17 protein-coding genes are annotated in these 25429 nt (G+C 66.3%); 12 read left to right on the top strand and 5 right to left on the bottom strand.

The window, feature by feature from the left end; genetic code table 11:
• Window positions 1-8 precede the first annotated feature (8 nt).
• Window positions 9-1250 (top strand): serine hydrolase domain-containing protein, encoded by a 1242-nt coding sequence (locus ACFVTM_RS10750; protein WP_390203437.1) that lies wholly within the window; start codon window positions 9-11, stop codon window positions 1248-1250.
• Between the two features lie 65 nt (window positions 1251-1315).
• Entirely contained in the window at window positions 1316-2197 is an 882-nt protein-coding gene (locus ACFVTM_RS10755) for an HNH endonuclease (protein ID WP_390203438.1), read from the top strand.
• Between the two features lie 50 nt (window positions 2198-2247).
• Here the strand turns inward: ACFVTM_RS10755 and ACFVTM_RS10760 are convergent, their stop codons facing one another.
• Window positions 2248-3708: a phenylacetate--CoA ligase family protein gene (locus ACFVTM_RS10760; RefSeq protein WP_390203439.1), complete on the bottom strand. Its 1461-nt coding sequence runs from the start codon at window positions 3706-3708 to the stop codon at window positions 2248-2250.
• A 282-nt stretch (window positions 3709-3990) separates the two neighbouring features.
• Here ACFVTM_RS10760 and ACFVTM_RS10765 point away from each other — a divergent pair, with 282 nt between their 5' ends.
• From ACFVTM_RS10765 to ACFVTM_RS10805, 9 genes are all read left to right on the top strand, one after another.
• On the top strand, window positions 3991-5436 hold the full coding sequence (locus tag ACFVTM_RS10765; protein WP_390203440.1) for a flotillin family protein: 1446 nt from the start codon (window positions 3991-3993) through the stop codon (window positions 5434-5436).
• 36 nt (window positions 5437-5472) lie between these two features.
• On the top strand, window positions 5473-5712 hold the full coding sequence (locus ACFVTM_RS10770; protein ID WP_390203441.1) for a hypothetical protein: 240 nt from the start codon (window positions 5473-5475) through the stop codon (window positions 5710-5712).
• A 426-nt stretch (window positions 5713-6138) separates the two neighbouring features.
• Complete coding sequence (locus ACFVTM_RS10775) at window positions 6139-7311, top strand: glycosyltransferase family 4 protein (RefSeq protein WP_390203442.1); 1173 nt, start codon at window positions 6139-6141, stop codon at window positions 7309-7311.
• Between the two features lie 200 nt (window positions 7312-7511).
• Entirely contained in the window at window positions 7512-9797 is a 2286-nt protein-coding gene (locus tag ACFVTM_RS10780; protein ID WP_390203444.1) for an EAL domain-containing protein, read from the top strand.
• Between the two features lie 136 nt (window positions 9798-9933).
• A complete protein-coding gene (locus tag ACFVTM_RS10785; protein WP_390203445.1) occupies window positions 9934-12036 on the top strand; it encodes a putative bifunctional diguanylate cyclase/phosphodiesterase in 2103 nt (700 codons plus the stop codon).
• A gap of 128 nt (window positions 12037-12164) precedes the next feature.
• Window positions 12165-12491, top strand: a complete 327-nt coding sequence (locus tag ACFVTM_RS10790) for a GYD domain-containing protein (protein ID WP_090583485.1) — start codon at window positions 12165-12167, stop codon at window positions 12489-12491.
• Window positions 12492-12673: 182 nt separating this feature from the next.
• Window positions 12674-13387, top strand: coding sequence for a hypothetical protein (locus ACFVTM_RS10795; protein ID WP_390203446.1), 714 nt, complete (start codon window positions 12674-12676; stop codon window positions 13385-13387).
• On the top strand, window positions 13384-15729 hold the full coding sequence (locus ACFVTM_RS10800) for a multicopper oxidase domain-containing protein (RefSeq protein WP_390203447.1): 2346 nt from the start codon (window positions 13384-13386) through the stop codon (window positions 15727-15729). Before ACFVTM_RS10795 ends, ACFVTM_RS10800 begins: the two co-directional genes overlap by 4 nt.
• Window positions 15730-15954: 225 nt before the next feature.
• Window positions 15955-17820: a putative bifunctional diguanylate cyclase/phosphodiesterase gene (locus ACFVTM_RS10805; protein ID WP_390203449.1), complete on the top strand. Its 1866-nt coding sequence runs from the start codon at window positions 15955-15957 to the stop codon at window positions 17818-17820.
• 179 nt (window positions 17821-17999) lie between these two features.
• Here the strand turns inward: ACFVTM_RS10805 and ACFVTM_RS10810 are convergent, their stop codons facing one another.
• From ACFVTM_RS10810 to ACFVTM_RS10825, 4 genes are all read right to left on the bottom strand, one after another.
• On the bottom strand, window positions 18000-18296 hold the full coding sequence (locus ACFVTM_RS10810; RefSeq protein WP_390203450.1) for an excalibur calcium-binding domain-containing protein: 297 nt from the start codon (window positions 18294-18296) through the stop codon (window positions 18000-18002).
• 145 nt (window positions 18297-18441) lie between these two features.
• Window positions 18442-19290, bottom strand: a complete 849-nt coding sequence (locus ACFVTM_RS10815) for an SDR family NAD(P)-dependent oxidoreductase (RefSeq protein ID WP_390203451.1) — start codon at window positions 19288-19290, stop codon at window positions 18442-18444.
• Between the two features lie 187 nt (window positions 19291-19477).
• The gene (locus tag ACFVTM_RS10820) at window positions 19478-20896 is read right to left on the bottom strand and encodes a DNRLRE domain-containing protein (protein ID WP_390203452.1); all 1419 of its coding nucleotides are present in this window, start codon (window positions 20894-20896) and stop codon (window positions 19478-19480) included.
• Window positions 20897-21129: 233 nt separating this feature from the next.
• Window positions 21130-22098, bottom strand: coding sequence for a GNAT family N-acetyltransferase (locus tag ACFVTM_RS10825; protein WP_390203454.1), 969 nt, complete (start codon window positions 22096-22098; stop codon window positions 21130-21132).
• Window positions 22099-23060: 962 nt separating this feature from the next.
• On the opposite strand from ACFVTM_RS10825, the gene ACFVTM_RS10830 reads away from it, so the two are divergent.
• Entirely contained in the window at window positions 23061-25271 is a 2211-nt protein-coding gene (locus tag ACFVTM_RS10830; protein ID WP_390203456.1) for a hypothetical protein, read from the top strand.
• Window positions 25272-25429: the final 158 nt, after the last annotated feature.

Raw genomic sequence — 25429 nt, forward strand, 5'->3', positions numbered from 1 at the left:
GGACTGCCATGTCGGTGGCTTGGATTCGTGCATCATCCGGCCGGTTCACGGCCGCATTCGCCGCCGTCGCGCTCACCATGGCGCTGGGCGGCTGCAGCCCCGGGCCGGAACCGCCGACGCCGCAGGTGTCGCCGGAATCGGGCTACCGGAGCATGCTTGAAGACTTCAGCAGGAGATTGCTCGACCGCGGCGCCCCGGCCGTGCTCATCCAGATCCGGGTGGGCGCGGACGAGTGGTCCGCGGCGTACGGCGTACGGAACCTGGAGAGCCGTCCCCGGGCCGAGATTACGGACCCCGTCCACGTCGGCGGGATCACCAAATCCATGGTGGCCGTCTGCGTCCTGAAACTGGCCGAGGAAGGCCTGCTGCAGCTGGACGCGCCGGTCAGCACGTACCTGCCGGAGTTCAACAAGGTAACGCACCCGCCAGGACCTGTCACCGTCCGCCAGCTGCTGCAGCATCGCTCCGGTATGCCATCCGTGGACGGGCCGTTGTTCGATCCCGCCACCGTGCGGGAGGCCCTCACCACCAAAGTGAGCCTGGAAGACCTGCTGGCCATGGCGGGCCGGATTTCCTGGCAGGCGAAGCTGGCCCAGGGATTTGAGTACTCCAACTCGAACTACATTGCCCTGGCCCTGATCGTCGAGCGCCTCAGCGGCCGGCGGATCGGTGAGGTGATCAGCACCGACATCATTGAGCCGCTCGGATTGACCGAAACCAAAATGACGGCGGCCGGGCCCGCGCCGTCATCCATGGTCCACGGCTACATCGCACTGGATTCCAAACAACTCGACGTCACCTACCCGGCCGCACAGATCGACAACGCCGCCGGGGGCATGGTGTCCTCCGTGGCGGACGTCAATACGTTCTACCGCGCCCTGCTGCAAAACCGGCTGCTCAAGCCGGAGACCATCACGCAAATGGAGAGCCCGCTCTACGCCCGGTACGGGCTCGGGGTGGTCCGCTGGAACGACCTCTGCACGAACAACTTCTACTACGGCCATCCCGGCGACGTGCCCGGCTACGGCACCATCACCATGACCAGCGCGGACGGAACCCGGCAGCTCACCATGGCCGTGGCCTACCCGCCCCATCCGCTCCAGCCCGGGGACACCCGTATCCTGCACCAAATGGAATCCGTCGCGGAGGACACCCTCAACGCCACTTGCCAGACCGGGCCGACAGGGCCGCTGAACAATGCCGCAGGCAGTCCGGGCAATGCCGCAGGCAGTCCAGGCGGTCCGGGCTGACCACGCGCCGGTCTCCGTGACAATCTCCGTGACACTTTGGCAAAAGTCACTGCGACAATGGGCAGATGACAGCCATCATCCTCGTCTGGAACCCCGACGAATGGAACGATTGGACCTACCCGGCCGTCCTGGGGGAGGTCGCCGAAACCGGCCGGTTCCTGATCGATTGGGAAGTGGGCGGCGGGGCAGACTTTGCCGCATCCGGCACGGAGGTGTGGCTCGTGCTTCAGGGCCGCCATGGGCGCGGCCTGATCGGCCATGGCGTGATCGTCTCGGAGCGGCCGGCGCCCCGCCTTCAACCGCCGGAGACCGCGAGCGCCGCACCGGCCGGTTCCCCGCTCTACGTCCGTGTGGCCTTCGACGCCCTCCTGCCCGCCGGGGACCAGATCCAGCCCGGCATCCTCGAGGAGTCCGTCCCCGGCCCAGACTGGGAAGCGCTGCCGGGCCCCGCGCTGGCCGTCGACCCCTCCGCCGAATCCCTGTTGCGCGCCCTCTGGAGCGAGTTCGGCCCCCCACCGGGGGCCGAACCCACCCAGCCCGTGCCCGGCACCGTCCCGGCGGCGGCGGTCAGCCGCGTCGAGGTCAACCGGTATGAGCACAGCCCGGACGCGCACCGGGCCTGCATCGCCCATCACGGGACCAGCTGCGCCGCGTGCGGGTTCTCCTTCGAAATCGCCTACGGGGACATCGGCAAGGACTTCATTCCGGTCCATCACCTGGTCCCGGTGTCACAACTTGGCGGCACCTATGAGCTGGATCCTGTCACGGACCTCGTACCGCTCTGCGCCAACTGCCACGCCATGGCACACCTCGGAGTGACCACGCCGCGCACCGTCGCGGAGCTGCGCCGGGCCATGGCCGCCGCCGGATACCTGACCGGGCAGACGCTGACCTCGAACGAACTCCAGGCCCAGCGGGACGCGCGGCGGATCCTCAACCAGCACTAGGCGCAGCGCCAGTATTAACGGCAGAGCCAGCACTAACAGCAGGTCCGTTCTCAGGTGGACCACACCTCCCGAAACTTGCCGCTGCGGTCCGGCCGGGGCGGCTCGTCGGCAAACCTGACGTCGACGCCGGCGGCGCCCTGCGCCGCGAAGAACGCGGCCAGGCGCTCCCCCACGTCCGACCGCACGGCCGCCGTCCCGACGTCGAGCCAGAGCTCGAGCCGCACGGTGAGCGACCTCGGCCCGGTGCGGATCGCCTGGAACCGGCGGACGCCGTCGGTCTCCTCGATCACCGTGCCCAGCGCCAACGGCAGCACCGTCACCACTTCCCCGTCCAACCCTGCCCCGTCCAACCCTGCCCCGTCCACAACTGACCGGTCGGTGGCAGCGAAGGTGAGCACGTCGCCGCTGCGGCCTTCGACGCGCAGCACGGGAAACGGGCTGCCGCACCTGCACGGGTCGGCAGCCAGTTGCACACGGTCGCCCAGGTTGTAGCGGATCAGCGGCTGGACCCGGTTGGCCAGGTTGGTCACCAGCACCGTGTGGGAAAGTTCCCCGGCCGGCACGGGCCGGAAGGCCTCGTCCACCGGCTCCACGATGTTCCAGTCCGCGTTGACGTGCAACAGCCCCTGCCGGCAGCGGCTGGTCAGGGCAAGCGCCTCAGAGGCAAGGTAGCGCACGCTGACCCGGCAACCGAAGGCGGCCTCGATGTCCGCCTCGCCGCCGGCTGCCAGGCCTTCCCCGGAAGCGACCCCCAGCAGCGGCTGGATCCGGAGCCGTCCCTGCCTCTGTTCGGCGGCCAGTTGCACCATGGCGCTCGGATAGCCGTAGAGCACGGTCGGCTGGAAGTCGTTGAGCTCGGCCACGAGTTCCGGGAGCGGGCGGAGCACGGAGAACACGCGGACCCGGCGGGCGATCCGGGGGCTGCGCCGCCGCGTGGCTTCGGTCAGTACGACGCCGGCAAAGTGGTCCCCGTCAGCGATCAGCGCCGCGGCCCGCAGCCCCCGGCGCAGGAGGGCCCGCGCCTCCGCTGCCGTCAGCAGGGTCCGCCGTTCGCGGATCGGGCCAAGGAGGCTCGCCACCAGTTGGGAGGTCCGGTCGTGGACCAGGACCGCGGGTTCCCCGGTGGAACCCGACGTCGTCACCACGAGGTACTGTCCGCGATAGAAGCCGCCGATGCGCGAGGGGTCATCGAGCAGGTCTTCCTTCAGCCCGGCGAGCGTGATGTGGGGGTCGGTCACCCAGTCGTCGAAGTTTTCCATGAGCTCGCGTTTGCCCACCGGGGGCAACTCCCTGAGACCGCTGGCCACATCCGTAACTGTGTCCGGGACGTCGCGGTACAGCCTGCGGTAGTAGGGCGAGGAGGACCGTGCACACTCGACGAGCACCCCGAGCCGGTCGCGTTGCCGGCGGGCGATCGCATCCTGGCCGGCCCGCCCGGCCCGCCAGATGTCCCACGCGATTGCCATCCCGGTCTTGCCTGTCTTGCCGGTCATCCCGGCTCGGATGCGCATCCCGCATCACCCTTTCGAAGGTGCATACTCCAGACGCACCCGCTCCCACGCTGGCACGCCGCCGGCCGCCCCAACAGGGGCTTTAGGCACGCGGCGGCACTTGGGCGTATTCCCTGACACTGTCGAATTGCTGGACTTCCCGGCAGGCAGCACCACAGACTGTGTACAACAGCTGGCTGGGCGGCGTGCGAATTGCTTGCCTCCGGGCCGGCCGTGGACTACCAGCAGCATCGTTTGGGGCTTTGCTAATTGCCTTTTCCGCCGCCGTGAAGGGATCTGGTTATGCCGGACTTGTCGTTTCTCTACCCGCTCATTTCGATCATTATCGGGGCGGTCGCCATCGTCGGCGTCATCTGGATAGCGACAAAACTGATGTGGAAGGTGGCCGAACCGAACGAGGCCCTCATCATCTCCGGGTTGACGCGTGGCACGCTGGAAACCCGGGAGGGAATGGACTTCAAGATCGTCACAGGCAAGGGAGCCCTGGTGCTGCCCGGCCTACAGACGGTGCGGCCGCTCTCCCTAACGCTGAATGAAACCGAGCTCAAGGTCTCCTGCGTGACCTCCCAAGGAATCCAGGTGATTGTCGACGGCGTGGTCATCTACAAGATCGGCGATGCCCCGCCGTTCATTGCCAACGCCGCGCGGCGCTTCCTGGGCCAGCAGCCCAAGATGGAAAGCCAGGTGTACAACGTCTTCGAAGGCCACCTGCGCTCGATCATCGGCAGCATGACGGTGGAGGAAATCATCCGCGAGCGCGACAAGCTGGCCTCCCAGGTCCGCAGCGCCAGCGGCGTCGAAATGGAGAAGCTCGGCCTGGTGGTCGATTCCCTGCAGATCAAGGACCTCCAGGACCCCACGGGCTACATCCAGAACATCGCCAAGCCCCACATTGCCATGGTCAAGATGGAGGCCCGCATCGCCGAGGCCACCCGGAACCGCGAGGCCGCGGAAAAGGAAGCGGAGGCCGAGGCCCTGATTGCCGACGCCCGAAGCGTATCCGCGATCCGGCAGTCCGTGGCGCTGGCCAATGCCGAGCGCGCCAAGGCGAACGCGGCCCAGGCCGGCCCGCTGGCGGACGCGACGGCGCGCCAGCAGGTGGTGGTCCAGGAAACCGAAGTGGCCAAGCTGGAGGCAGACCGGGAGGAACAGAAGCTGCAGACCACCGTCCGCAAGCCTGCCGACGCGAGGGCCTATGCCAAGCGCACCGATGCCGAGGGCCAGAAATCGGCGGACATCAGCGCGGCCGAGGCGCTGGCCCGGCGCACCGAGCTCGAGGCCACGGCCAACGCCCGCCGGACTGAGGTGCAGGCCCAGGCAAACGCGACGGCGGCAGCGGCGGCAGCCGGCGCCACCAAGGTCACCGGTGAGGCCGAGGCAGCCGCCACGAAGGCGCGCGGCGATGCCGCCGCCTCCGCCATCAAGGCCAAGGCCCTGGCCGAGGCGGAAGGCATCAAGGCCCGCGCCGAAGCCCTCGGAGCCAACCAGGACGCTGTCATCGCCCAGCAGCTCGCCGAGAACATGCCGGCGATCGTGGCGGCGGCCGCCGAGCCGTTTGCGCACGTCGGCCAGATGACCGTCCTCAACGGCGGCGACGGGGTCAACCGGATGATTGGCGGGGTTTTGGCACAGGTGGGCGACTACCTTCCGGCGCTCTCCACCGCACTCAAGAACACCCGGAGCGCCGCCAAACGGGACGGCAAAGCCCCGGGAACTCCGGAGGCGTAGGGGGGCGGGTATTCCTGCACATGTACAAGGATTCTGATGCACAAGGATCATGACCGGAGCCTGACCGGGAAGATCGGACGCGTGACGGGACGGATCGGCCCGGACACCATCGGCGAGGTCATGCTGCCCGTCCGCGGCGGAACCAGCGCTTTCCATGCGCACCCGTTCGACAAGAGCAGCGTCTTTGCCGTGGGCGAGCAGGTCCTGGTCATCTATTTTGAGCCGCCGCAGACCGTCTTCGTGGACGAACTTCCGGACATCCTCAGGCCCGGCTGACCTCTGGACGATAGGAGGCGACCGGCGTATTCTGAAGTTCCGTAGCCTCTGGAGGTATTTCAGATGGAAGGCAATATGCGCGCGCGTGGCGGTCCGGCTGTGAGGGTATCGATGGTTTCCAGCCATCGTTCCCTTTTCCCGGTCGGCAACTGGCCCGATCCGCTATAGCTCGTCTTTCGTCATGCCGTCCGGCACCGCTGCTTGCTCGGGTTTGCGCCGTGAACGCATGGCCGCGGTCAACTACGCCCTCCTGACGCTTGCCGGCTAGTTCCTGGCACTTCCTCTCGTTGGAGCGCGCGCTCCCGCCCTCGTGCTCCTGCCCTCTTGACGGTTTCCGGCTGAGCGCGCCCACCTGTTAACCCAGTCTTCCCCTACCGGCCACGCCCGCTCCCCCGCGCCGCAAACCGCCGCCCGCACCGTGGAGGGGTGAGGATCGCAATCGTCGCCGAATCATTCCTGCCGCTCATGAACGGGGTCACCCACTCCATCCTGCGCGTGCTGGAGCACCTGCAGGAGCGCGGGGACGAGGTGCTGGTGGTCGCGCCATCCACGCAGGACACGGACGCACCGGACGAGGTCTACGGCGCCCACGTCCATCGGCTCCCGTCGGTCCCGCTGGCCGGCTATGCGAACGTGCGCGTGGCGATGGGCGGTGTGTATCGGGTCAAGCGAATCCTTGCCGATTACGCGCCCGACGTCGTCCACCTCGCGTCCCCGTTCGTGCTCGGCTGGCGGGCAGCGCAGGCCGCGCACCAGCTCGGAATCCCCACGGTGGCCATCTATCAGACCGAGGTCCCCGGCTACGCGGGACGCTACGGCGTCCCGTTCCTGGAGAACTGGGCCTGGAACCGGGTGGACCAGATCCACCTCTTGGCCTCGCGCACCCTGGCCCCGTCCACTTTCGCGCTCAACCAGCTCCGCGGCCGCGGCATTCCGCGCGTGGACATGTGGCGGCGCGGCGTGGACACGCAACGGTTCAACCCCGCCAAGCGCGACGCCGGCTGGCGGGGTTCCGTGGCGCCCGGCGGCGAGCGCCTCATCGGCTACGTGGGCCGGCTGGCGGCCGAGAAGCAGGTGGAGGACCTGGCGGTGCTGGCGGATGTCCCCGGGACCCGGCTGGTGATCGTGGGCGACGGGCCCCAGCGGGCCGCCCTGGAGGCTGCCCTGCCGCAGGCGGTCTTCACCGGGTTCCTAGGCGGCGACGACCTCGCCCGGGTGGTGGCATCCTTCGATCTGTTCGTCCATCCCGGCGAGTTCGAGACCTTTTGCCAGACCATCCAGGAGGCCATGGCGTCCGGCGTTCCGGTGGTGGCCACGGGCCGCGGGGGGCCTCTGGACCTCGTGGAGAATTCGCGGACCGGCTGGCTGTACGAGCCCGGCGACCTCGCCGCGCTCCGCGCCCGGGTGACGGACCTGATGGGCGACGACGCCAAGCGCCGCGCGTTCGCCGCGGCCGCGCACGCCTCGGTCCAAGGCCGGACGTGGTCCGCCCTCGGCGCCGAACTCGTTGCCCACTACAAGGCCGTGATGAGTGAGCCCGCCGTCGGCCCCTCCCCCCTCGTTGCCCTATCACTTACAGCTGCCAAACAGGGGTTTTAAGCACCAGAGGTGATAGCGCAACGGGAGGTTTGGTCCTCCCTGCGGCCCCGGAACCCGCCTTGAACCCCGCCTTGAACCCGCCCTTGACCCGACCGCCCCCGTGTTTGGCACCGCAGCTACCCTCAGGACGCTTATGATTTCGGGATGGGAGGGTCCTAAATGTCTTGTTGGTGGTCTCAGGTTCGCACGGCGGTGGCCGGGTGAGCGCGCCGTCGTACCCGGAGAAAGCCTCCGGCACGGTCTCGGGCAAGGTCTCGGGCAAGGTCTCGGGCACGGTACCGGGCTACGGGGACCTGGTGGAATCCAGCCCCGACGCCCTGCTGGTAGTGGCCGAGGACGGCACCATCAGGATGGTCAACGCCGCCGCGGAGCGCATGTTCGGGTACGCCCGTGCGGAGCTCGTGGGCTCAGACCACCGCATTCTCCTGGCCGAGGGCTACCGGAACGGTCTCCAGCGGCTGTTCTTCAACCTCCGCCGCGACGCGCACCTCCACGGAGCGCCCGACGTCGACGCTGACGCCGCTGACGCTGACACTGCTCCCGTCGAAGCCTACGGGCTGCGGCGGGACGGCACGGAGTTCCAGGCCGAAGTGGCCGGTTCCATCTTCATCACAGGTACAGTCAACGCTGCAGTCACAGGTACAGCCACCGGCGAAGGCACTGGTCATGGCACTGGTCATGGCACTGTGAGCATGATCGCCGCGGTGCGGGACACCTCGCACCGGCCGGAGAACGACGACAGCCTCCGCGAGGCCATGTCGCTGCTGAGCGCGACCCTCGAATCCACTGCCGACGGCATCCTGGTGGTCAGCAGCGCGGGCGAGATCGCCGGCGTCAACAATCAGTTCCTCACCATGTGGGGCATCCCGCGGGAAATGCTCGCCACCGGGGACGACGAGGCCGTCATGGGCTTCGTCCTCGACCAGTTGCGGGATCCGGCCAAGTTCGTCGAGAAGGTCGAGGCCCTCTACGCCGATCCTGCTGCGGAAAGCCACGACAACCTGGAATTCCGCGACGGCCGGACCTTTGAACGCTATTCCCGTCCGCAGAAAGTCGCGGACCAGGTGGTCGGGCGGGTGTGGAGCTTCCGCGACGTGACCGCGGCCAAGGTGGCGCAGGACCGGATCACCCGGGCCATGGCGGACCTCGCAGAGCAGTCCGCCCAGCTCACGGCCCTGGCATTCCGGGATGGCTTGACCGGCCTGTCCAACCGCCAGCTGTTCAACGACCGCCTCGCCAGCGCCCTCGCAGGCCCGCGCGGCACCGCCGTGGACGTCCTGCTCCTGGACCTGGACGACTTCAAGGAAGTCAACGACATCCTGGGCCACCATGCCGGGGACCAGATGCTCATCGAGGTCGGCCGGCGGCTCCGCGCGTGCGTCCGGCCGAACGACGTCGTGGCCCGGCTGGGCGGCGACGAATTCGTGGTGCTCCTGGTCAACTCGCCGGAGCCCGAGACCGTCGCCGCCCGGATCGTCGATTCGCTGCGCGTCCCGGTCTGGATCGACGGCACCATGCTGCGGCCCAGCCTCAGCCTGGGCGTCGCGTCGATCAACGGCGACGCCGTGGACGCCTCCGAGCTCCTGCGCCGCGCCGACGTCGCGATGTACGCCGCCAAGTCCGCCGGCAAGAACCGGTACATGCGTTTCCGGCCGGAGATGATGAAGACCCTAGTGGACCGCAACGACCTCGAGGCCGGCCTGCGGCTCGCCGTGGACAACGGACAGATCGCCGTGCACTACCAGCCGATCGTCTCCGCCGTCCGCGGCACCGTGACCAAGGTCGAGGCCCTGGCCCGCTGGGTCCGCGACGGCGTCCTGGTCCCGCCCCAGCACTTCATTCCGGCGGCGGAACGCAGCGGCCTCATTGTCGAAATCGGCACCGAGGTGCTGCTGCGCGGCTGCACCGAGCTCAAGCCCTGGCTGCTGGAGGACGCCTCCCGGTCCCTGGCCGTGAACGTCTCCGGCGTCCAGCTGCAGCACGGGGACTTCGCCGAACTGGTCCTGGCGGTGACGGAATCCTGCGGCGTGGACCCGCGCCAGCTGGTCCTGGAGGTGACGGAGAGCGTCTTTTTCGACGACGACTGCCACGTGATCCAGCAACTGACGAGCCTGCGCACGGCAGGCGTCCTGGTGGCGCTGGATGACTTCGGCACCGGATTCTCTTCGCTGGGACGCCTGCAGGGCCTGCCGGTGGACACCCTGAAGATCGATCAGTCGTTCGTGGCCATGATCAACACCGGCACGGAGCAGCTGCCCATCCTGAACGCCATGGTCGGCATGGCCCACGGACTGGGGCTGACGGTCACGGCAGAGGGCGTGGAAACCGCGGCCCAGGCCGGCTACCTGATGAATCTGGACTGTGATTCCCTGCAGGGCTTCCTGTTTTCGGGCCCGCAGCCGGAGACGGCGCTCCAGCCGGCGCTGGACCGGGCGGCCCGGGCAATCGCCGCGCTGCGCGGTGACCGGGTGCCCGGCAACCGGTGACCCGCAAAGTTCCGGGGCGGATGTGCTGGACAGCCGGCCGAAGGACCCTATGATTCAGGAAACGCATTGATCCAGGCGTCTCGGCCGGGACCATCATCGCTCTATGAACTTCCGTCGCTTGGGGGCCGGTATCGTCGTGGGAACTGGATTTGGTGAAGACCTGCTGGAACAGGGTCCTGATGCGTTTCTGCTGCTGACCGCGGACGGGACCATCGCCTTCGTGAATTCGGCGGCGGAACGGCTGTTCGGCTACTCCCGCCAGGATCTCCTCGGCGTCCCGCACACCATCCTGCTCTCCGAGGAATCCCGCGGCGGCTTCCTCCGGGTCTTTGGCCGCCTGGGCCGCAAGAGCCGGGCCGGAAGCCGGCCGTTTGCCGCCGTCGGACTGCACCGGGACGGCACGGAACTCGCCCTTGAGATCACGTGCTCGCTGGTGATCGTCGACGGCGGCACCGCCATGGCGGTGGCCGTCCGCGACGCCGAGCACCGCAACGACGCCGATTCCGGCCGGCGGCTGGCCGTCTCCCTCCTGGATGCCACTCTGGAAACGACGTCGGACGGAATCGTGGTGGTCTCCAGCGAGGGCCTCATCACCGGGATCAACGACCAGTACCTGAAATTGTGGGGCATGCCGCCGGAGCTGGTCGCGGCCGAGGACCCCAACGCGCTGGTGCGGTTCATCGCGGACCAGCTGGTGGACCCCGACTACTTCCTGGAAAAGGTCTCGGCGCTCTATGCGGACAGCCTGCTGCAGAGCCACGACGTCCTGGAGTTCGCCGACGGCCGCACCGTGGAGCTGTACTCGCGCCCGCAGAAAGTGGCGGATACCATTGTGGGACGGATCTGGAACTTCCGCGACATCACCTCGCGCCGGCGCGCCCAGGACCAGGCCCGCCGCGCCATGGAGGAACTGGCCGAGCAGGCCGGCAAGCTCAAGGAACTGGCCTTCCAGGACCCGCTCACGGGACTGGCCAACCGGATGCTCTTCAACGAACGGGCCGCCGCGGCACTGCTCACCCCGGACCCGGTGCACGTGCTGCTCCTTGACCTCGACGACTTCAAGGAAGTCAACGACGTCCTGGGCCATCACGCCGGCGACGAGATGCTGGTGGAAATCTCCCGCCGGCTGCAGAACTGCGTGGGCCCGCACGGCACCGTCGCCCGGCTGGGCGGGGACGAGTTCGTCGTCCTGCTGGTCGGCTGCCGGGACGCCGATACCGTGGCCCAGCGCGTGGTCAGCACCCTGAACGCCCCGGTTTCCATCGAGGGAACGCTCATGCGGCCCGGCCTGAGCCTGGGCGTGGCATCGCGCGACGCCGGCACGGAGACGTCCTCGGAGCTGCTGCGGCAGGCGGACCTGGCCATGTACGCGGCCAAGGAGGCCGGCAAGAACTGCTACGTGCACTTCCAGCCCGAGATGCTGGCCGCGCTGCTGGAGCGAACCCAGCTCACGGCCGGGCTGCGGCGGGCGGTGGAGCTGGGGCAGATCAAGGTCCACTACCAGCCCGTCATCTCCAGCGACCGGCTCGGCGTGGTGCAGTTCGAGGCCCTGGCCCGCTGGGAATGGGAAGGCGCGCTGATCCCGCCGGACGATTTCATCGAGACCGCCGAACGCAGCGGCCTGATCCGCGAAATCGGGGCCGAGGTGCTGCGGCGCAGCTGCACCGAGCTGGCCCCGTGGCTGGCCGAGGACCTGTTCCGGAGCCTGGCCGTCAACGTCTCCGGCGTGCAGCTGCAGCACCGTGACTTCGCCGAGCGCGTCCTGGACATTGCGGCCTGGAGCGGGGTGGACCCGCACCAGCTGGTCCTGGAGGTGACCGAGAGCGTGTTCTTCGACGCCCACTCGCACGTCATCGGCCAGCTCGAGACCCTGCGCGAGGCCGGCATCCGGGTGGCCCTGGACGACTTCGGGACCGGCTATTCCTCGTTGGGCCGCCTGCAGGACCTGCCGGTGGACGTGGTGAAGATCGACAAATCCTTCGTGTCCATGCTGCAGACCGGCATCGAAAAGCTGCCCATCCTGACCTCGATGATCCACATGGCCCACAGCCTGGGCCTGAAGGTCACGGCCGAGGGCATCGAGACGCCCGCCCAGGCCCGCTACCTGATGGACCACGGCTGCGATGCCCTGCAGGGCTTCCTGTTCTCCCGCGCGGAGCCCGCGGCTGCCAGGCAGCAGGCCGTCCGGAACTCGGATGCCGCCATCGCCGAGCTCGAGGGCGTCCCGCTGCTCGGGTGAGGCGGCTCCGCGCGTGCGTGCGGCGCCGGGTCCGAGCGACGTCGTGGCCCGGCTGCATTGCTGGCCTGGCGGCAGACTGCCATTCTTGGTGAATCCGCACATCCGACAGCGAACGAAAGGAAGAGACGATGCCGCTCTATCTGTCGAAGTTCAGCTACACACCGGAGACCTGGGCGAGGCTGATGAGCAACCCCGAGGACCGCGGAAAGGCCGCCCAGGCGTACATCGAATCGGTCGGAGGAAAACTCCATGGATTCTGGTACGCATTCGGCGCCCACGACGGCTATAACTTGTGGGAGGCTCCCGACAACGTGTCCATGGCCGCAGTTGCATTGGCGATCAGCGGAGGAGGCGCACTCAGCTCTTTCGAAACGACAGTGCTCCTGACCGTCGACGAAACGATGGAAGCCCTGCGGAAGGCCGAACAGATTAAGTACCGGCCGCCCGGCACCTGAGATTCCACGCGGACTTGCACCATGGGCCGGGCCGCACTGCATCGCGCTCCTGGCCGCTGGCATCGCGTCCAGCGTCTCCGAAAGCGGTCCGGAAACTCGTGTCCGCGCCCCCTCCAAGTTTTCCATAGGGCCGTGTCAGCACCATGGGGCCTTATCGCGAACTCAATGTGGAGGCACGAACCATGGATGCACGCTCACCCCTGATTTCCGGCCCAGTCCTGAGCCGCCGCCAGTTCGGACTGATCGTGGGCGGCGGCGCCTTCCTGGTGGTGGCAGGCGCCACGTACGGCGCCGTCTCCGGAAGCGGCCCACAGTCCGCCACACAACTGGATACTGCCTTTGGCCTCCTGTCGGTCACCCGGGCCGGCCGCCTGGCCCGGCTGAACGCGCAGGGCGTCCAGGCCTTCCGGTCCATCGAAAGCGCAGCCGCCCTGCTCGACGATCCCGGAGCTGTGGCCGCCGGTGCGAACAGGGCCGTCACGGGCAGTTTCCAGCGGGCCGCGAGCCCGACGAACCCTCCGGCAACCTCCCATGACCACGACCATGACCACGAGGGCGCACCCCCGGAGGATCCCAACTGGCCCCAGCCGCTCAACCTGACCTGGGGCGATGTGATCCTCCTTGAAGTTGAACTCCACAACTCCGGCCAGGAACCCGTGCTCTTCAGCCCCGGCCAGCTGCGCCTGAAGCTGCTGCCGTCCGGAACCACCGTCACTCCCCAGGACTTCGACCGCGGCCTGGGCTCGGTGGAACCCGGGGCCGCAGAGCATTTCTGGATCAGCTACCTGGCTCCCCATGACGCCCTCGCCATGGAACTGGAGTTTTCAGAACCCGAACACGACGGCACGGCCACCCTCCCCCTCCCGCTTCTTACGGTTAGTCAGGTGAAGTCATGAGCCCGCTGGACATCCACATCAATGACGGATTCCTGCCCATGGTGGACGGATCCCGCGTCTACCACCGGGGGTTCGGCGACCGGCGGACGCTGGTGAACGACCCGAAGCCCAGCCTGGCGATTAGCCCCAGGGTGTTCCTGCGCAACGGGTCGGTGGTGGCGAGCCGCACCTACCCCCTGAAGGCTGCCATTCCCCCGCTCGGGCGTCCGGCACCTGCCGCCAAGGACCCTGCCAACCCCGGGGAATTCCTGGTCCGCCGCGCCTTCTGGGCCAGCTTCTTCCCGGAGCGGACGCTGATCGCCGAAACCGGCAGCACCATCAGCATCCGTGTCACCAACCACCTGGCGCAGGAGCACGCGCTGCAGTTCCTCAACGCGGGAGCGGGGAACAGCCACGTCGGTACGGGCGTGATCCGGCCCGGCCAGACCAAGACCCTGGAATTCAAGGCCCCCAAGGCGGGCACCTACCTGTACTGCGATCCTGGCGCCGACCCGGCCGATCCGACCGCTGACCCGGTCCAGCGCGTCCTGGGCCTTTTTGGCGCCTTGCTGGTGACCGATCCGGCGTCGCCGTGGCTCTCCATGCCCAACGGGCCGGAATTCGAACGCCAGTGGCTGTGGATGCTCCACAACGTTGACCCCGTATGGGCCGGCATCGCGTCGCGCAACGGAACGGTGGATCCGGACAGGACACCGGTGTATCCGCGGTTTTTCACGCTCAACGGCCGCAGCGGCTTTCAATCGCTGGCCGCGTCCACTGACGAGGCGCTGAACCGGGTGCGGGACGAGGACTCACTGATGTCAGGCTCGCCCCGGCAGAGCGACGTCCGCAATTTCAGCCTGAGCGCCGCGGCGGGAACTGTGAGGACCGGCCAGCTGATGCGCTTCCTCAACGCCGGCGTGGTCCACCACCAGCTCCACTTCCACGGAAACCACGTCTGGACCGTCAACCGTAACGGGAGCACGTTTCCGCGTACCGGCGGAAAAGTTGACGCTGACGGTCACGTGGTGCTGCAGCAGTGGGAGGACGTCGTCGAAATGCACCCGCTGGATCGCAAGGACTCCATGCTTCCGTTGCGTCGGCCGCCGGAGGTTATCGATCAGGTGTGGAACGCCCGGAAAGAGGACTGGGACTACCCGATGCACTACCACGCCGAGCCCTCCCAGGTAGCGAGGGGCGGCATGTATCCCGGCGGGCTGGTTGGCCACTGGACCGTAGCCGCGCCCCCGCCCGGCGCCGCCGGCGAGGCGCACGAACAGTTCCGCACCCAGGTCGATTTCAGCTCCCACCAAATGCACGAGGGAAGCCCCGAAACCGAGTTCCGCCTAACCCCGGACGTGGAACACGAGTTCAAGTTCTTCAACCGCAAAATGACGTTCGACGACGGCGGCGAGTTCGAGATCTGGACCTTCGAGACCGAGAACTCCGGACAGATCTTCCCCGCGCCTCTGATCCGCCTCACCGAAGGGCAGCTGTTCCACGGCACCGTCCACCCGGGCAAGAAGGTCCACACCATCCACTGGCACGGCATCGAGCCGGATCCACGCAACGACGGCGTCGGCCACACCTCTTTCGAGGTCTCGGGAAGCTACACCTACCAGTGGCGGGCGGAACGCGGGCAGCCCGGCAACCCAAACGTGGGCGCATCCGGAACGTACTTCTATCACTGCCACGTCAACACCACCCTGCACGTACAAATGGGCATGTTCGGTCCGCTGATCATCGACCCCCTGGTCCACCCGGACTTTCCGGTGGCCAAAGGCGCCAGGCGGGCCTTCGTTGACGGGCCGGAGTACGACATCGACACCGAGACCCTCCTGGTTCCCTACTCCGTCGACCCCCGCTGGCATCTCCTCAACCACGCCGCCGGGCTCTCGGGCGAAGACGTGGGGCTGGACAAGTTCATCCCCAAGCACTTCTACCTTTTGGGCGGGGAGATAGCCCGTGCCCCGAAAGTCGAGGGCCCCACCGCGCTTACCCGCATCCGGGCCAGGGTGGCAGGAGGTGCCGCCAAACCCACCCTGCTGCGTCTGCTGAACGCCAACTATTTCCCGGTCAACGTGCGCTTCACCGATTCCGCAGGCAAGCCGGTGGCCATGGCCGAACTCATCTCGCACGACGGACGGCCGTTCCGGGACACCTCCAACCCCACCGGACCGGCACGGCCTATTTCGTCCACGGGCCCGCTGCGGTCCAGCCTGATCAATTTCGGCGCCGCGGAACGCTTCGACATGCTGCTTCGCCCGCCGGCACCTGGCACGTTCTGGCTCACCGTGGACCTGCTGGACTGGATCACCCAGAAGGTCCTCTTCACCCGGAAGATTCCAGTCGTCGCCGGCTAGGTCGTCGGCCCAGCTCCCCGGCGGGCGTACCGCCGACCCGGCGCACCGCTGCCGCGGCAGCTCGGCGTGCCGGGCAGCCGGCTGGTGCCGACACATTTAGTCCCGGCATGATGCCCGTCACGTTCGGGGAGCCCGCACCGACTATGATTCAGTCAGCGCAGCGCGCCTTGTTCTCCGCAAGGCGCCCGCTATCCGTATTCATTGCCTGGGGGGCTGACAAAAATCGTGGAAACTGGATTCGCACAACAATTGCTGGAGTACAGCCCGGACGCGCTGCTGCTGGTCGGTCCGGACGGGTCCATTTCCTTCCTCAATGCGGCGGCGGAGCGGCTCTTCGGCTACTCCCGGGCGCAGCTCCTGGGGGCGGACCACAGCATGCTCCTGGCCGAGGCCTCGCGGGAGGACTTCCACGGCGTCCTGGCCGGGCTCGGCAAGGCAGCAAACCCCGGCCAACCAGCAAACTCCGGCGCCCCGTTTACCGGCTCGGGCCGCCGCGCCAACGGCACCGAACTCCCGGTCGAAATCACGTGCGCGCTGGTCCCCGCCCCGGCGGGAGCGGCCGACGCCGGAACCTCCGTGGCGCTCTCGATCCGCGGCGCCGCCCCGGCCCCCGCCGCGGTCCCCGCCGGAGCCCCCGCCGGAGCCCCCGCTGCGGCCCCCTTGGGCGCCGGCAGCGCCGGCCCTTCCCTCGGCGGCGAGGTCCGCCGTCGTGATTCTGGTTCCGGTTCCGCAGGAACATCCGGCTCCGCGGCAGCTGCCCCTTCCGCGGCGTTTGCCGAGCACGACGACGAACTCAGGGCCGGCTCCCTCCGCGACCCGCTGACGGCGCTGCCCAACGGCCCGCTCTTCAACGAGCGGGTCGCCGCGGCCCTGCGCCGCCCGGATCCCGCCGACATCCTGCTGCTAAACCTCGATGACTTCAGGCACCTCAATGACGTGCTGGGACGCTCGGCAGCCGATGAGCTGCTGGTGGAGGTGGCGAGCAGGCTGCGCAACTGCGTGCGGCCGCATGACACCGTGGCCCGGCTGGGCGGCGACGAATTCGCGGTGCTGCTGACCGAATGCCTCAACGCGGACGCGGTGGCCAAGCGGATCGCCGAGGCCCTCTACGCACCCCTGCGCGTGGGCGGCTCCATGGTCCGGCCCGGCGTGAGCATGGGCCTGGCGTCCAGGTCCGGGCAGACGCTGGACGGGGCGGAACTGCTGCGCCAGGCCGACGCCGCCATGACCGCGGCCAAGGCCGCCGGAAAGAACACCTGGCTGCGGTTCCGGCCGGAGATGCTCAGCACGCCGGCGCACAAGGCCGAGGGCGAGACCGGGCTCCGGCGCGCCGTCGAACTGGGGCAGATCTCGGTGCACTACCAGCCCGTGGTGTCCCCCGGCATCGGCTCGGTGGTCCAGTTCGAGGCCTTCGCCCGCTGGGAACGGCACGGCCGGCTGGTGCCGCCCAACCAGTTCCTGCCCGTGGCCGAGCAGAGCGGGCTCATCCGCGAGATCGGCGACGAGGTCCTGCGCCGCGCCTGCGCCGAGATCCGCCCGTGGCTCGCCGGCGATACCGCGTACAGCGTGGCCGTGAACGTCTCGGGGCTGCAGTTCCAGCACCGGGATTTCGCGGTGGACGTGCTCGCGATCGCCGCGTCCACCGGCGTCGACCCGCGCCAGCTCACGCTTGAGCTGACCGAAAGCGTGTTCTTCGACGCGTCCTCGGACGTGCTGGGCCAGCTGCGGCAGCTGCGCGCGGCCGGAGTCCGGATTGCCATGGACGACTTCGGCACCGGATATTCCACGCTCGGCCGGCTCCAGGAACTGCCGCTGGACAACGTCAAGATAGACCGCTCCTTCGTGGCCATGATCAAGACCGGCCAGGAACAGCTCCCGTTCTTCGCCACCATGATCAACGCCGCGCAGGACCTCGGCCTGAAGGTCACGGCCGAGGGCATCGAGACCCCGGAACAGGCCAAGTACCTGATGGAGCGCGGCTGCGACTCGCTGCAGGGCTACCTGTTCGCCAAGCCGGCCCCGGCCAGCCACCTTGCCGGGACCATGGGGAGCGCCCTGAACGCCTTGGACAGGGTCGACGCCGCGCGGTGACCCTGCCGTCACCCGCCGTCGACGCCGTCGCACCCCGCCGTCGCCGCCGCACCCTATCGATGCGGCACCCCGCCGTCGCCGCCGTCGCACCCCGCCGTTGCCGCACCCCGCCATTGGACGCAAACGGCCGCTAAGCAGCATGGCTTAGCGGCCGTTCTTGGCCAATCGTTGGACCGGACCTAGCGCTTTTCGCAGGCGATGCCGTCGTTGTCGCGGTCGAGGTCGTATTCGCCCCAGTGCCGCGCGCCGCCGTCGTTGTAGCTGTACACGGTGTTGTTGACGCGGAAGTTGGTGACCGGCTTTCCGCTGGTCTTGTCCCGGGCACCGGCGCGGCCGACGCCGTGCGGGTAGACCTTGTTGAGCTCCGTGCAGTTCTTGTACGACTTCGGCGCCGCGGCAGAGGCCGGCACGGCTGTGGAGCTCAGAACGACGGCGGTGCCCGCCAGGGTTGCGATAATCAGTTTCTTCAGGCGCACGGTCGAGAGCACTCCCCCAAATAGAAGCCCTCAGCCGCGTGTCGGAGAGGGGCAGGAAAATGCTAACCCACGATTTCGCCGCAGCTGGTGAGGCGCACGTGGTGAGGCTCAGGCGGTCAGGCTCAGGTGCGGCCCGCCCCGTGACTTACAGCCGGCGGTCCAGCTTGTCGAGGTCCTGGGCCACCATGGCCTCGCTGCGCTGCCACAGGGCCTTGGCGAGGCCGGCGTCGTAGGCTTGCTTGTTGGCCTTGGAGAGCGTCCGCTTGGCGTAGTAGGCGCCGGAGATCCAGTCGTGGCCCGGCGTGGCGTTGGCGAGCCACACGAGGGTGTCGGCGCCCTGGTCGGGGGTCAGCATGAAGCGCTTGAGGAAGGACTTGTAGGCCAGGCGCATGGGGCTGGTGGAGTCCGCCGCGAAGTTGGTGGCGACGCCGCCGGGGTGGAACGCCGCCGTCGAGATTCCCTCCGTGTTGTAGCGGTTATGCAGCTCAGTGGTGAAGAGGATGTTGGCGAGCTTCGCATTGCCGTAAGCGCGGTTGGTCGAGTAGCTGCGGGCCGCGTCGAGGTCGTCGATGTCCAGCTTGCCGAAGAGCGAATTTGCGACGCTCGAGGTGTTGATGACGGTGGCCTGGCTGGCGGAGAGGACGTCGATCAGCCCGGTGGTGAGCAGGAACGGGGCCAGGTGGTTGACCTGGAAGGTCGTCTCGTGGCCGTCCACGGTGAGCTCGCGGGGTCCCATGATGCCGCCGGCGTTGTTCGCCAGCACATCGATCTGCGGGTACTTTTCCTTCAGCTGCGCGGCCAGGGTGCGAACCTGGGCAAGGTCGGCGAAGTCGCTGACAAAGTAGTCGGCGCCGATTTCGTTCGCGATGGCCTCGGTCTTCTGCGCGGAACGCCCGACGACGACCACCCGGTCCCCGTGCTTCGCGAAGGTCCGAGCGGCGGACGCGCCGATCCCGTCGCTGGCTCCGGTGATGACGATAGTGCGCTCGGGCATTGAGGTGTCCTTAGAACGAAAGCGGTGGGCTGGTTTTTGGAATCCAGCCCCGTCGAATACTAACGAGCGCACCCGGGAGAACGTTCCACCGCGCCCGGGAGTTTCCCGGGAGTCTGCTGGGAATCTGGGGCCTGGGGTCCGGGGCTAAGAACCCGAGGCTCAGATTCCGCGGCTCAGAATCCGGGGCTCAGATGCGCAGCGGCGGCCGCAGGCTCAGCGCCGAGCCGGCGTTGAGCAGCTTAGGGCCGATCCCCAACATCTCCTCGGTGGTTCGCAGCAGCGAGTAGTGGCTGTAGGAACCCTGGATAACGGTGCCGGGGACCACGGACGGTGCCACCACAAAATTGGGCGCCGGTGTATCTTCGTCGAAGACCACGAATATCGCGGTGCGTCCTCCTTGGTAGCTGGGGCTGGCCAGGATGACGGGCAGCCACTGGGAAAGCCAGGTGTCACCCGTGGCCACACTACAGTCGTGCATGTCGTTGCAGACGTTTGGCACCATCATGGCGAAGTTCGGCAGCGTGTTGTTGGCCAGATCCCTCGCAAGATTCCCAGAACTCACCGTGCCCATGGGGACGTTGTTGGTGGCACAGGCCGCCCGGTCCCCCGGTCCTTGGTAATAGATTTCGGGGTTGTGCCGCTCCGCATACAACCCTGATGCGGTCAGCCGGCAATTCGATGGCATGTCTTCCAGATAGCTCTTCTGTGTCTGCCCGGTTGCCCTGACCTGCCGGAAGATGTTGTCGGCGGTAATCGGTGGCAGTCCGCTCGGGTTCGAATCGGACGTGACGCCCTGGGTGCTGCCCGAGGTCATGGCCAGATAGCTCGGTAGGGACGGCAGACCCAAGCCGGCATCACTCCACGTGGACACCGAGGCGCACTGGTTCGCGGTTCGCGTCATGTACGGCGCACTCGCGTTCCCGATCACCTGCGAGTAGGTCTTGTTTTCGAAGAGGATCCAGATGACGTGGTCATAAGTCGCTGGCGGGGTCGCCGTCTTGCCGCACGGGTTGGCCGGCGGCGGCGGGGGCGGTGGTGGCGGCGGTGGGGGAGGCGGCGGCGGTATGGCGTTCGTGGTGACGGTCAGTCGGGGGCGCTGTGCAACGGTTGGCGCTTCCCTCGAGCTGTAGATGACACCGTCTGAGGACGTGTTGCTGATGCGGAAGGAATACGTGCCGTTGCCCTTGATGACGCTGGTCAGGTCAAACTCCACGAACGTGTTGTCCGCTACCGCCCCGCGGGAAGCCACTACGGTCGGTTCGGCGACCGGCGCATTGTTGAATGTCAGTGCGGTTTCGCTCCAGGTGTTGTTCAGCACCCTGCGGACCTGGCCGCCCGAGTTGGACGGATCAGTCGCGAACAGCCGCAGTTTGGCGCTCGTCACGGTGCTTCCCGTGGTCCCTGTCACCGTGAACCGGATGAATATCGTCTCGACCGGCGAGTTGTCGGCCTTCATGCTCGTTGCCTTGCCGAAGTTGATCGTGGGACTGTCACGCTTCACCACAGCATCCGCCGACGCCGAGAAGGTCAGCGTGGCCGCTTCCGCGGGGGCTCCGACGACGGAAACTCCGGCCGCGGCGAGCACAAAGGCTACCGCTGCCGACACCCGCCTCCACCGCCTCGTGCTCCGGGGCAGCAGCCGTTGACCGGCTTCGTGCTTACCTGAGGCGAATCTAGATCCGGGGCTCATCGTGGGTCCTATCTAGTCCGCCTGGTAGGGTCTCAAACCCTAGCCTGCGACTACACGTGCCTCAATGGGCGGCCTCGGTTCCCGCAGGTTTTCCGAAGGTCGCCTCGCACCGCTGCATCCATATGTGGTGCACGGTCGGGGATTGGGTGTCAGCGCCAGTCGTCGATCACGTAAGCGTCCGGGTGGCTGTAGCCGGGCTCGTTGGGCCGGTGCATGGTCACGCCCTGCAACCCGGTACGGAAACCGCGGGCAACCATGCGTTGATAAGCGTCCGGACGGCCCAGGTTCATCCCGGCGTCCAGCTGACCGAGTCCGCGCTCGGCGGCCAGTTGCTCGCAGGCGTCGAGCAGCCGTTCGAATCTGTCACCGGCCTCCCGGCCGGGGCGTACGGCGCCGAACTTGACGAAGCACACATCCGCGCCGGCCTCCGATCCCGGTCCGCAGTGGCACACGGCCAGCCCGTCGAGCCCCGACTCGCCCGGCAGCAACACAGTGTCTCCAAGGTCCTGCGCGTGCGCGGCCAAAATCTCTCGTTCCAGGTCCAGACCCTCGTACACGGCATCGGTCAGGGCGCGACAGGCATTGAGATAGTCGGGACGCTCGACGGCGGACAGCCCGCCATACGTCACCAGGGCGGGCACCGAGTTACGGGCCGCGACCTGCTTTCGCATGACGGCGGTCAGGAACCGGGGCCAGAAACCGTACCGGCGGTAGAGCTCAAGGTGTTTAGGACTGTGCGAGAAGGTGAACAGGCCGAGGTGGCTATTCCCCCAGGACTCGAAGCAGTCCATGATCGGCTCCATCAGGCTTTTGCCGACGCCGTGGTCCCACAGGTCCGGCCGCACGGTCAATGGACCGAAGAATCCGACGCTGCCCCAGTTGGTGGCGAAGTTCGATCCGGCGAGCTCGCCGTCGACTGTCGCGGCGAAGGCGGCGTGCGGATCTGCGGCAAAACGAGTGCGTACATAGTCGGCGGATCCGAACGGATCGGGGACGCCGAGGAACGTCCCGAATGCCACCCTTACGATCTCGTCAGCGCGATCGAGGTCCGCCTCGCGCAGCGGTCGGACCGACACCGGTCCCCCGCCACTTGTTGGCCCGGTTTCCTGAGTGGTCATGAGTCTCTCTCCGTCCACGACTTTTTCTTGCATCCGACCACCGGACGCAACCCCGGGAAGTGAATCCGAAGCCCGGTATGGGTGATGGCCCGGATCGACCGGGGGCAGGCATATCTAGTGGCCTGCCCCCGGTCCTTTCCGAAGGTCCAAACGCTGCTGAACCGGGGCGTCTATATTCGCGGACTAAACAGGGCCGGCGCCCTTGGCGTTGTGACGATTTCGGCTTCGTCCGAGCTCACCAGTATGCGAGCACCGCCGCCGCCACCGCCACCGTCGTCAGTGAGAACATCGCTAATTGCGTCCCAAGCGCGACCGGCACGGTTGGCCGCTTCCCATATACCCGACACACTGAACGCGACCACGTCAAATCCAGGGTTCGGTGTTCGTGAAACCACGAGATCTGGTGTCTTGCCCTCTGTTGCTGATAGTGCTGTTTGACCGTGCATCATCGCACGGAGTCGATCTCCCTGGCGGGATTCGACAGGTTCAGATGTAAAAGGACCGGGCGCGTCTGCAACCGGTTTAAAAGAAATCTTGCTCATTTTCTCTCCGTTGATCCCCAGATTCGGAGTTGATTAACAAACGCGGAATTATAAACTCCGCGATAAGCGATATTCCACTGCAGAGTCAAAGTTCACCGCGGGAATAATCAGTACACTTGCGTATTCTCGGCAGGTCAGACTCGGAGTTATGCCCCCATCATCGACTTACACACGACATCGTCCTCGCAGGCGACACGAAAGTCAACGGGACTTTTGGCACGGTTGCGTGACCGGGAGGACGGTCCAGATACTTGATTCTTGCAGCGCTGGGTGGCCACTGGGGGGTCCGTTTGCCCAGATCGATGTGGCCGCCGGTCGCCGGGCCTGGACCTGAGCCTGGGCCGCCGCCTCCCGAGCGGCATTCGGTTCTCGACCCAGCAACGATGTTCAAGGAAGGTTTGTGGTGGTTATGATTCGGTCATGCCGAACCCGCGATTGTCCCTCGCCCTAGAACGAATTGGCCCTGGAGACTGGGAGATATTTGAAAAGTTTGCGTCGGAGTTCCTAGCGGTCGAATATCCAGACCTGCGGACAATGGCAGCTCCGAACGGAGACAAGGGCAGAGACGCCGAAATATTCACGATTGACGGTGTGCCAAAAGTTGCATTTCAGTACTCAGTCACGGCGAGTTGGAAAACAAAAATTACGGCTACGCTGGACACCCTCAAGGAAAATTTTCCTTCAGTCAGCACCATGATCTACACGACCAACCAGGTGATTGGTCCGGCTGCGGATGCACTCAGGGAAGAGTCCCGACGTGATCGGAACATAACCATAGATATCCGCGACCGGTCGTGGTTTGTGGACCGTGAGCTGTCCTATCCTCAACGCCGTGTGGCAAGTGAAGAGCTGGCCAGGAGATTTGTTGACCCGATCCTGTCCAAACGCGGGGTCATCGACAGAACATCGACCCTGACAGCGGGCGAAAGTAAGGTCGCGGTACTGCACTTGGCACTCGACAGCGAAGATCAGGCAACCGATCAGAGCCTGACCAAGAGCTGCTTCGATTCGTTGGTCTTGGCGGCGCTTCACGATTCGAGCACCGACAATAGACTCAGCCTGAGCGAGATCCAAGACGGAGTCGCCCTCCGCATGCCCGTGGGGAAGCGAGGGCAAATCGATGCGCTGACCCTGAGCGCGTTGAACCGGCTATCTCGGAAGGGACCCGTTAAGCAACACAAATCAGCGTCCTTGTCTGAGGACACCTACCATCTCAGTTTTGAGGAGGCCAAAAGGATAAATGATCAGACAGCCAGGTTCCTTCTTGATGAAGCTGTTCTAGATGCTGAACTCGTTGTGGCGGTTCGAGCCCTCGAAGTACCGAAGGAACTGAGCGCGGCGCAGCTGACAGAGATTTCTCGGGAGCTACGAACTGCATTGGACGAAACACTTTTGGAACGAGGTGAGTCTTTTGCCGAAGCTGTGCAAACAGGAGAACCGTTCCAGCTCAGTCCTGTAGCCATAGCGGACAAGATTACAGCAGACGGAGGCATCAACGAGCTCAGTTCTGATGCCGCGGCCGCAGCCATAATGCACGTATTGGAGCAGCCTTCGCCTCAAACACAGTCCCATCTCCGGCGACTAGCTGACGCATACACGCTTTTCGCGTTCCTGAAACAAACGCCGGACGTCCAGAAAGTCATGCTCAACGTCTTCAGCGAGGGCGACATATGGATGGACACCACCGCGATCCTGCCGCTAATCGGGGAGAGCCTGGTAGACGATCCGGAAGAGCGCCACTTTACAATTTTGATGCGAGCAGCGGTAGATGCTGGGCTGGTTCTATACGTAACTGAAGGCGTCGTCGAAGAGGTTGAAAGACACCTCAACCTGGCCGTTGCCTATGGCCACAACAGAACGTCGGCTTGGACGGGAAGGGTCCCCTTCCTCTACTCGGCCTTCGTGCTATCGGGCCGGCCAGAGCATGAATTCCTGGACTGGCAAAGGGACATCTGTGGACGCGAACAACCATTGCAGGATGTCAGCGACTACCTTGCCGATGAATTCTCTATCGAGACCAAAAATCTCCTTGAGTACTCCGATGCCGCATCGATCGAACTTCGGGGCGCAGTTCAGGAACTATGGAATGAGACTCACGAGAGAAGGCGTCAACGAGGTGACTACGGAGCCGATCAAGGGACGCGGTCACGCCTGATTGCCCACGACGTTGAAAACTCTGTCGGCGTCATCGAGTACCGACGGACGACTGGACCATCACCCATGGGCTACCTTGCTTGGTGGCTGACGTTCGATGGAACAGCAATGAAAATGAAGGACCACCTCCGGGAGCGCCTAGGCCCTAACGCCCCTCCGTCGCCCGTATTGAGTCCGGATTTCCTCACTCAGTTGCTTCGCTTAGGCCCCCTTCGCACTGCTATCGAGCAGGATCTGAGGGTGCAACTACCCCTACTCACGGACATGAGCGTCAACCACTACGCTCCGCAGGCTCTGCTCGATCTGGCAAGAGAAACCAGGGAAAAGTCGTCGAGTCAGAATGAACGCGTGGTGCGTCGCGAAGTCCGGGACGCCGTGAACCGTGCACGACAGTTGATGGGACCAGCGGCGGTAGGCGGCGTTCGAGCAATGGAGGATCGAATTTCAGCCTCCATCAAACGTCAATCACCCGAATGAATCCGGCCGGCGACGGCGGCAGCGGTGCCGGCCGTGGGTGGCCGGCTGCTCCTGTTTTGTGGGTTAAATGCGGGAGGACCCCCAACCTGTGGTTGGGGGTCCTCGACCTGAATGGTGTTCCGGCGGTGACCTACTCTCCCACACCCTCCCGGGTGCAG

Origin of the sequence: Arthrobacter sp. NPDC058130 (assembly GCF_042884475.1) — a bacterium.
GTDB lineage: Bacteria > Actinomycetota > Actinomycetes > Actinomycetales > Micrococcaceae > Arthrobacter.

What these genes read in the sequence shown, in the direction of transcription:
- ACFVTM_RS10765 (WP_390203440.1), top strand. Translation starts at nt 3,991, where the DNA reads ATGCCGGACTTGTCGTTTCTCTACCCGCTCATTTCGATCATTATCGGG.
- ACFVTM_RS10760 (WP_390203439.1), bottom strand. Translation starts at nt 3,708, where the DNA reads ATGCGCATCCGAGCCGGGATGACCGGCAAGACAGGCAAGACCGGGATG.
- ACFVTM_RS10770 (WP_390203441.1), top strand. Translation starts at nt 5,473, where the DNA reads ATGCACAAGGATCATGACCGGAGCCTGACCGGGAAGATCGGACGCGTG.
- ACFVTM_RS10750 (WP_390203437.1), top strand. Translation starts at nt 9, where the DNA reads ATGTCGGTGGCTTGGATTCGTGCATCATCCGGCCGGTTCACGGCCGCA.
- ACFVTM_RS10825 (WP_390203454.1), bottom strand. Translation starts at nt 22,098, where the DNA reads ATGACCACTCAGGAAACCGGGCCAACAAGTGGCGGGGGACCGGTGTCG.
- ACFVTM_RS10815 (WP_390203451.1), bottom strand. Translation starts at nt 19,290, where the DNA reads ATGCCCGAGCGCACTATCGTCATCACCGGAGCCAGCGACGGGATCGGC.
- ACFVTM_RS10800 (WP_390203447.1), top strand. Translation starts at nt 13,384, where the DNA reads ATGAGCCCGCTGGACATCCACATCAATGACGGATTCCTGCCCATGGTG.
- ACFVTM_RS10790 (WP_090583485.1), top strand. Translation starts at nt 12,165, where the DNA reads ATGCCGCTCTATCTGTCGAAGTTCAGCTACACACCGGAGACCTGGGCG.
- ACFVTM_RS10830 (WP_390203456.1), top strand. Translation starts at nt 23,061, where the DNA reads ATGCCGAACCCGCGATTGTCCCTCGCCCTAGAACGAATTGGCCCTGGA.
- ACFVTM_RS10755 (WP_390203438.1), top strand. Translation starts at nt 1,316, where the DNA reads ATGACAGCCATCATCCTCGTCTGGAACCCCGACGAATGGAACGATTGG.
- ACFVTM_RS10795 (WP_390203446.1), top strand. Translation starts at nt 12,674, where the DNA reads ATGGATGCACGCTCACCCCTGATTTCCGGCCCAGTCCTGAGCCGCCGC.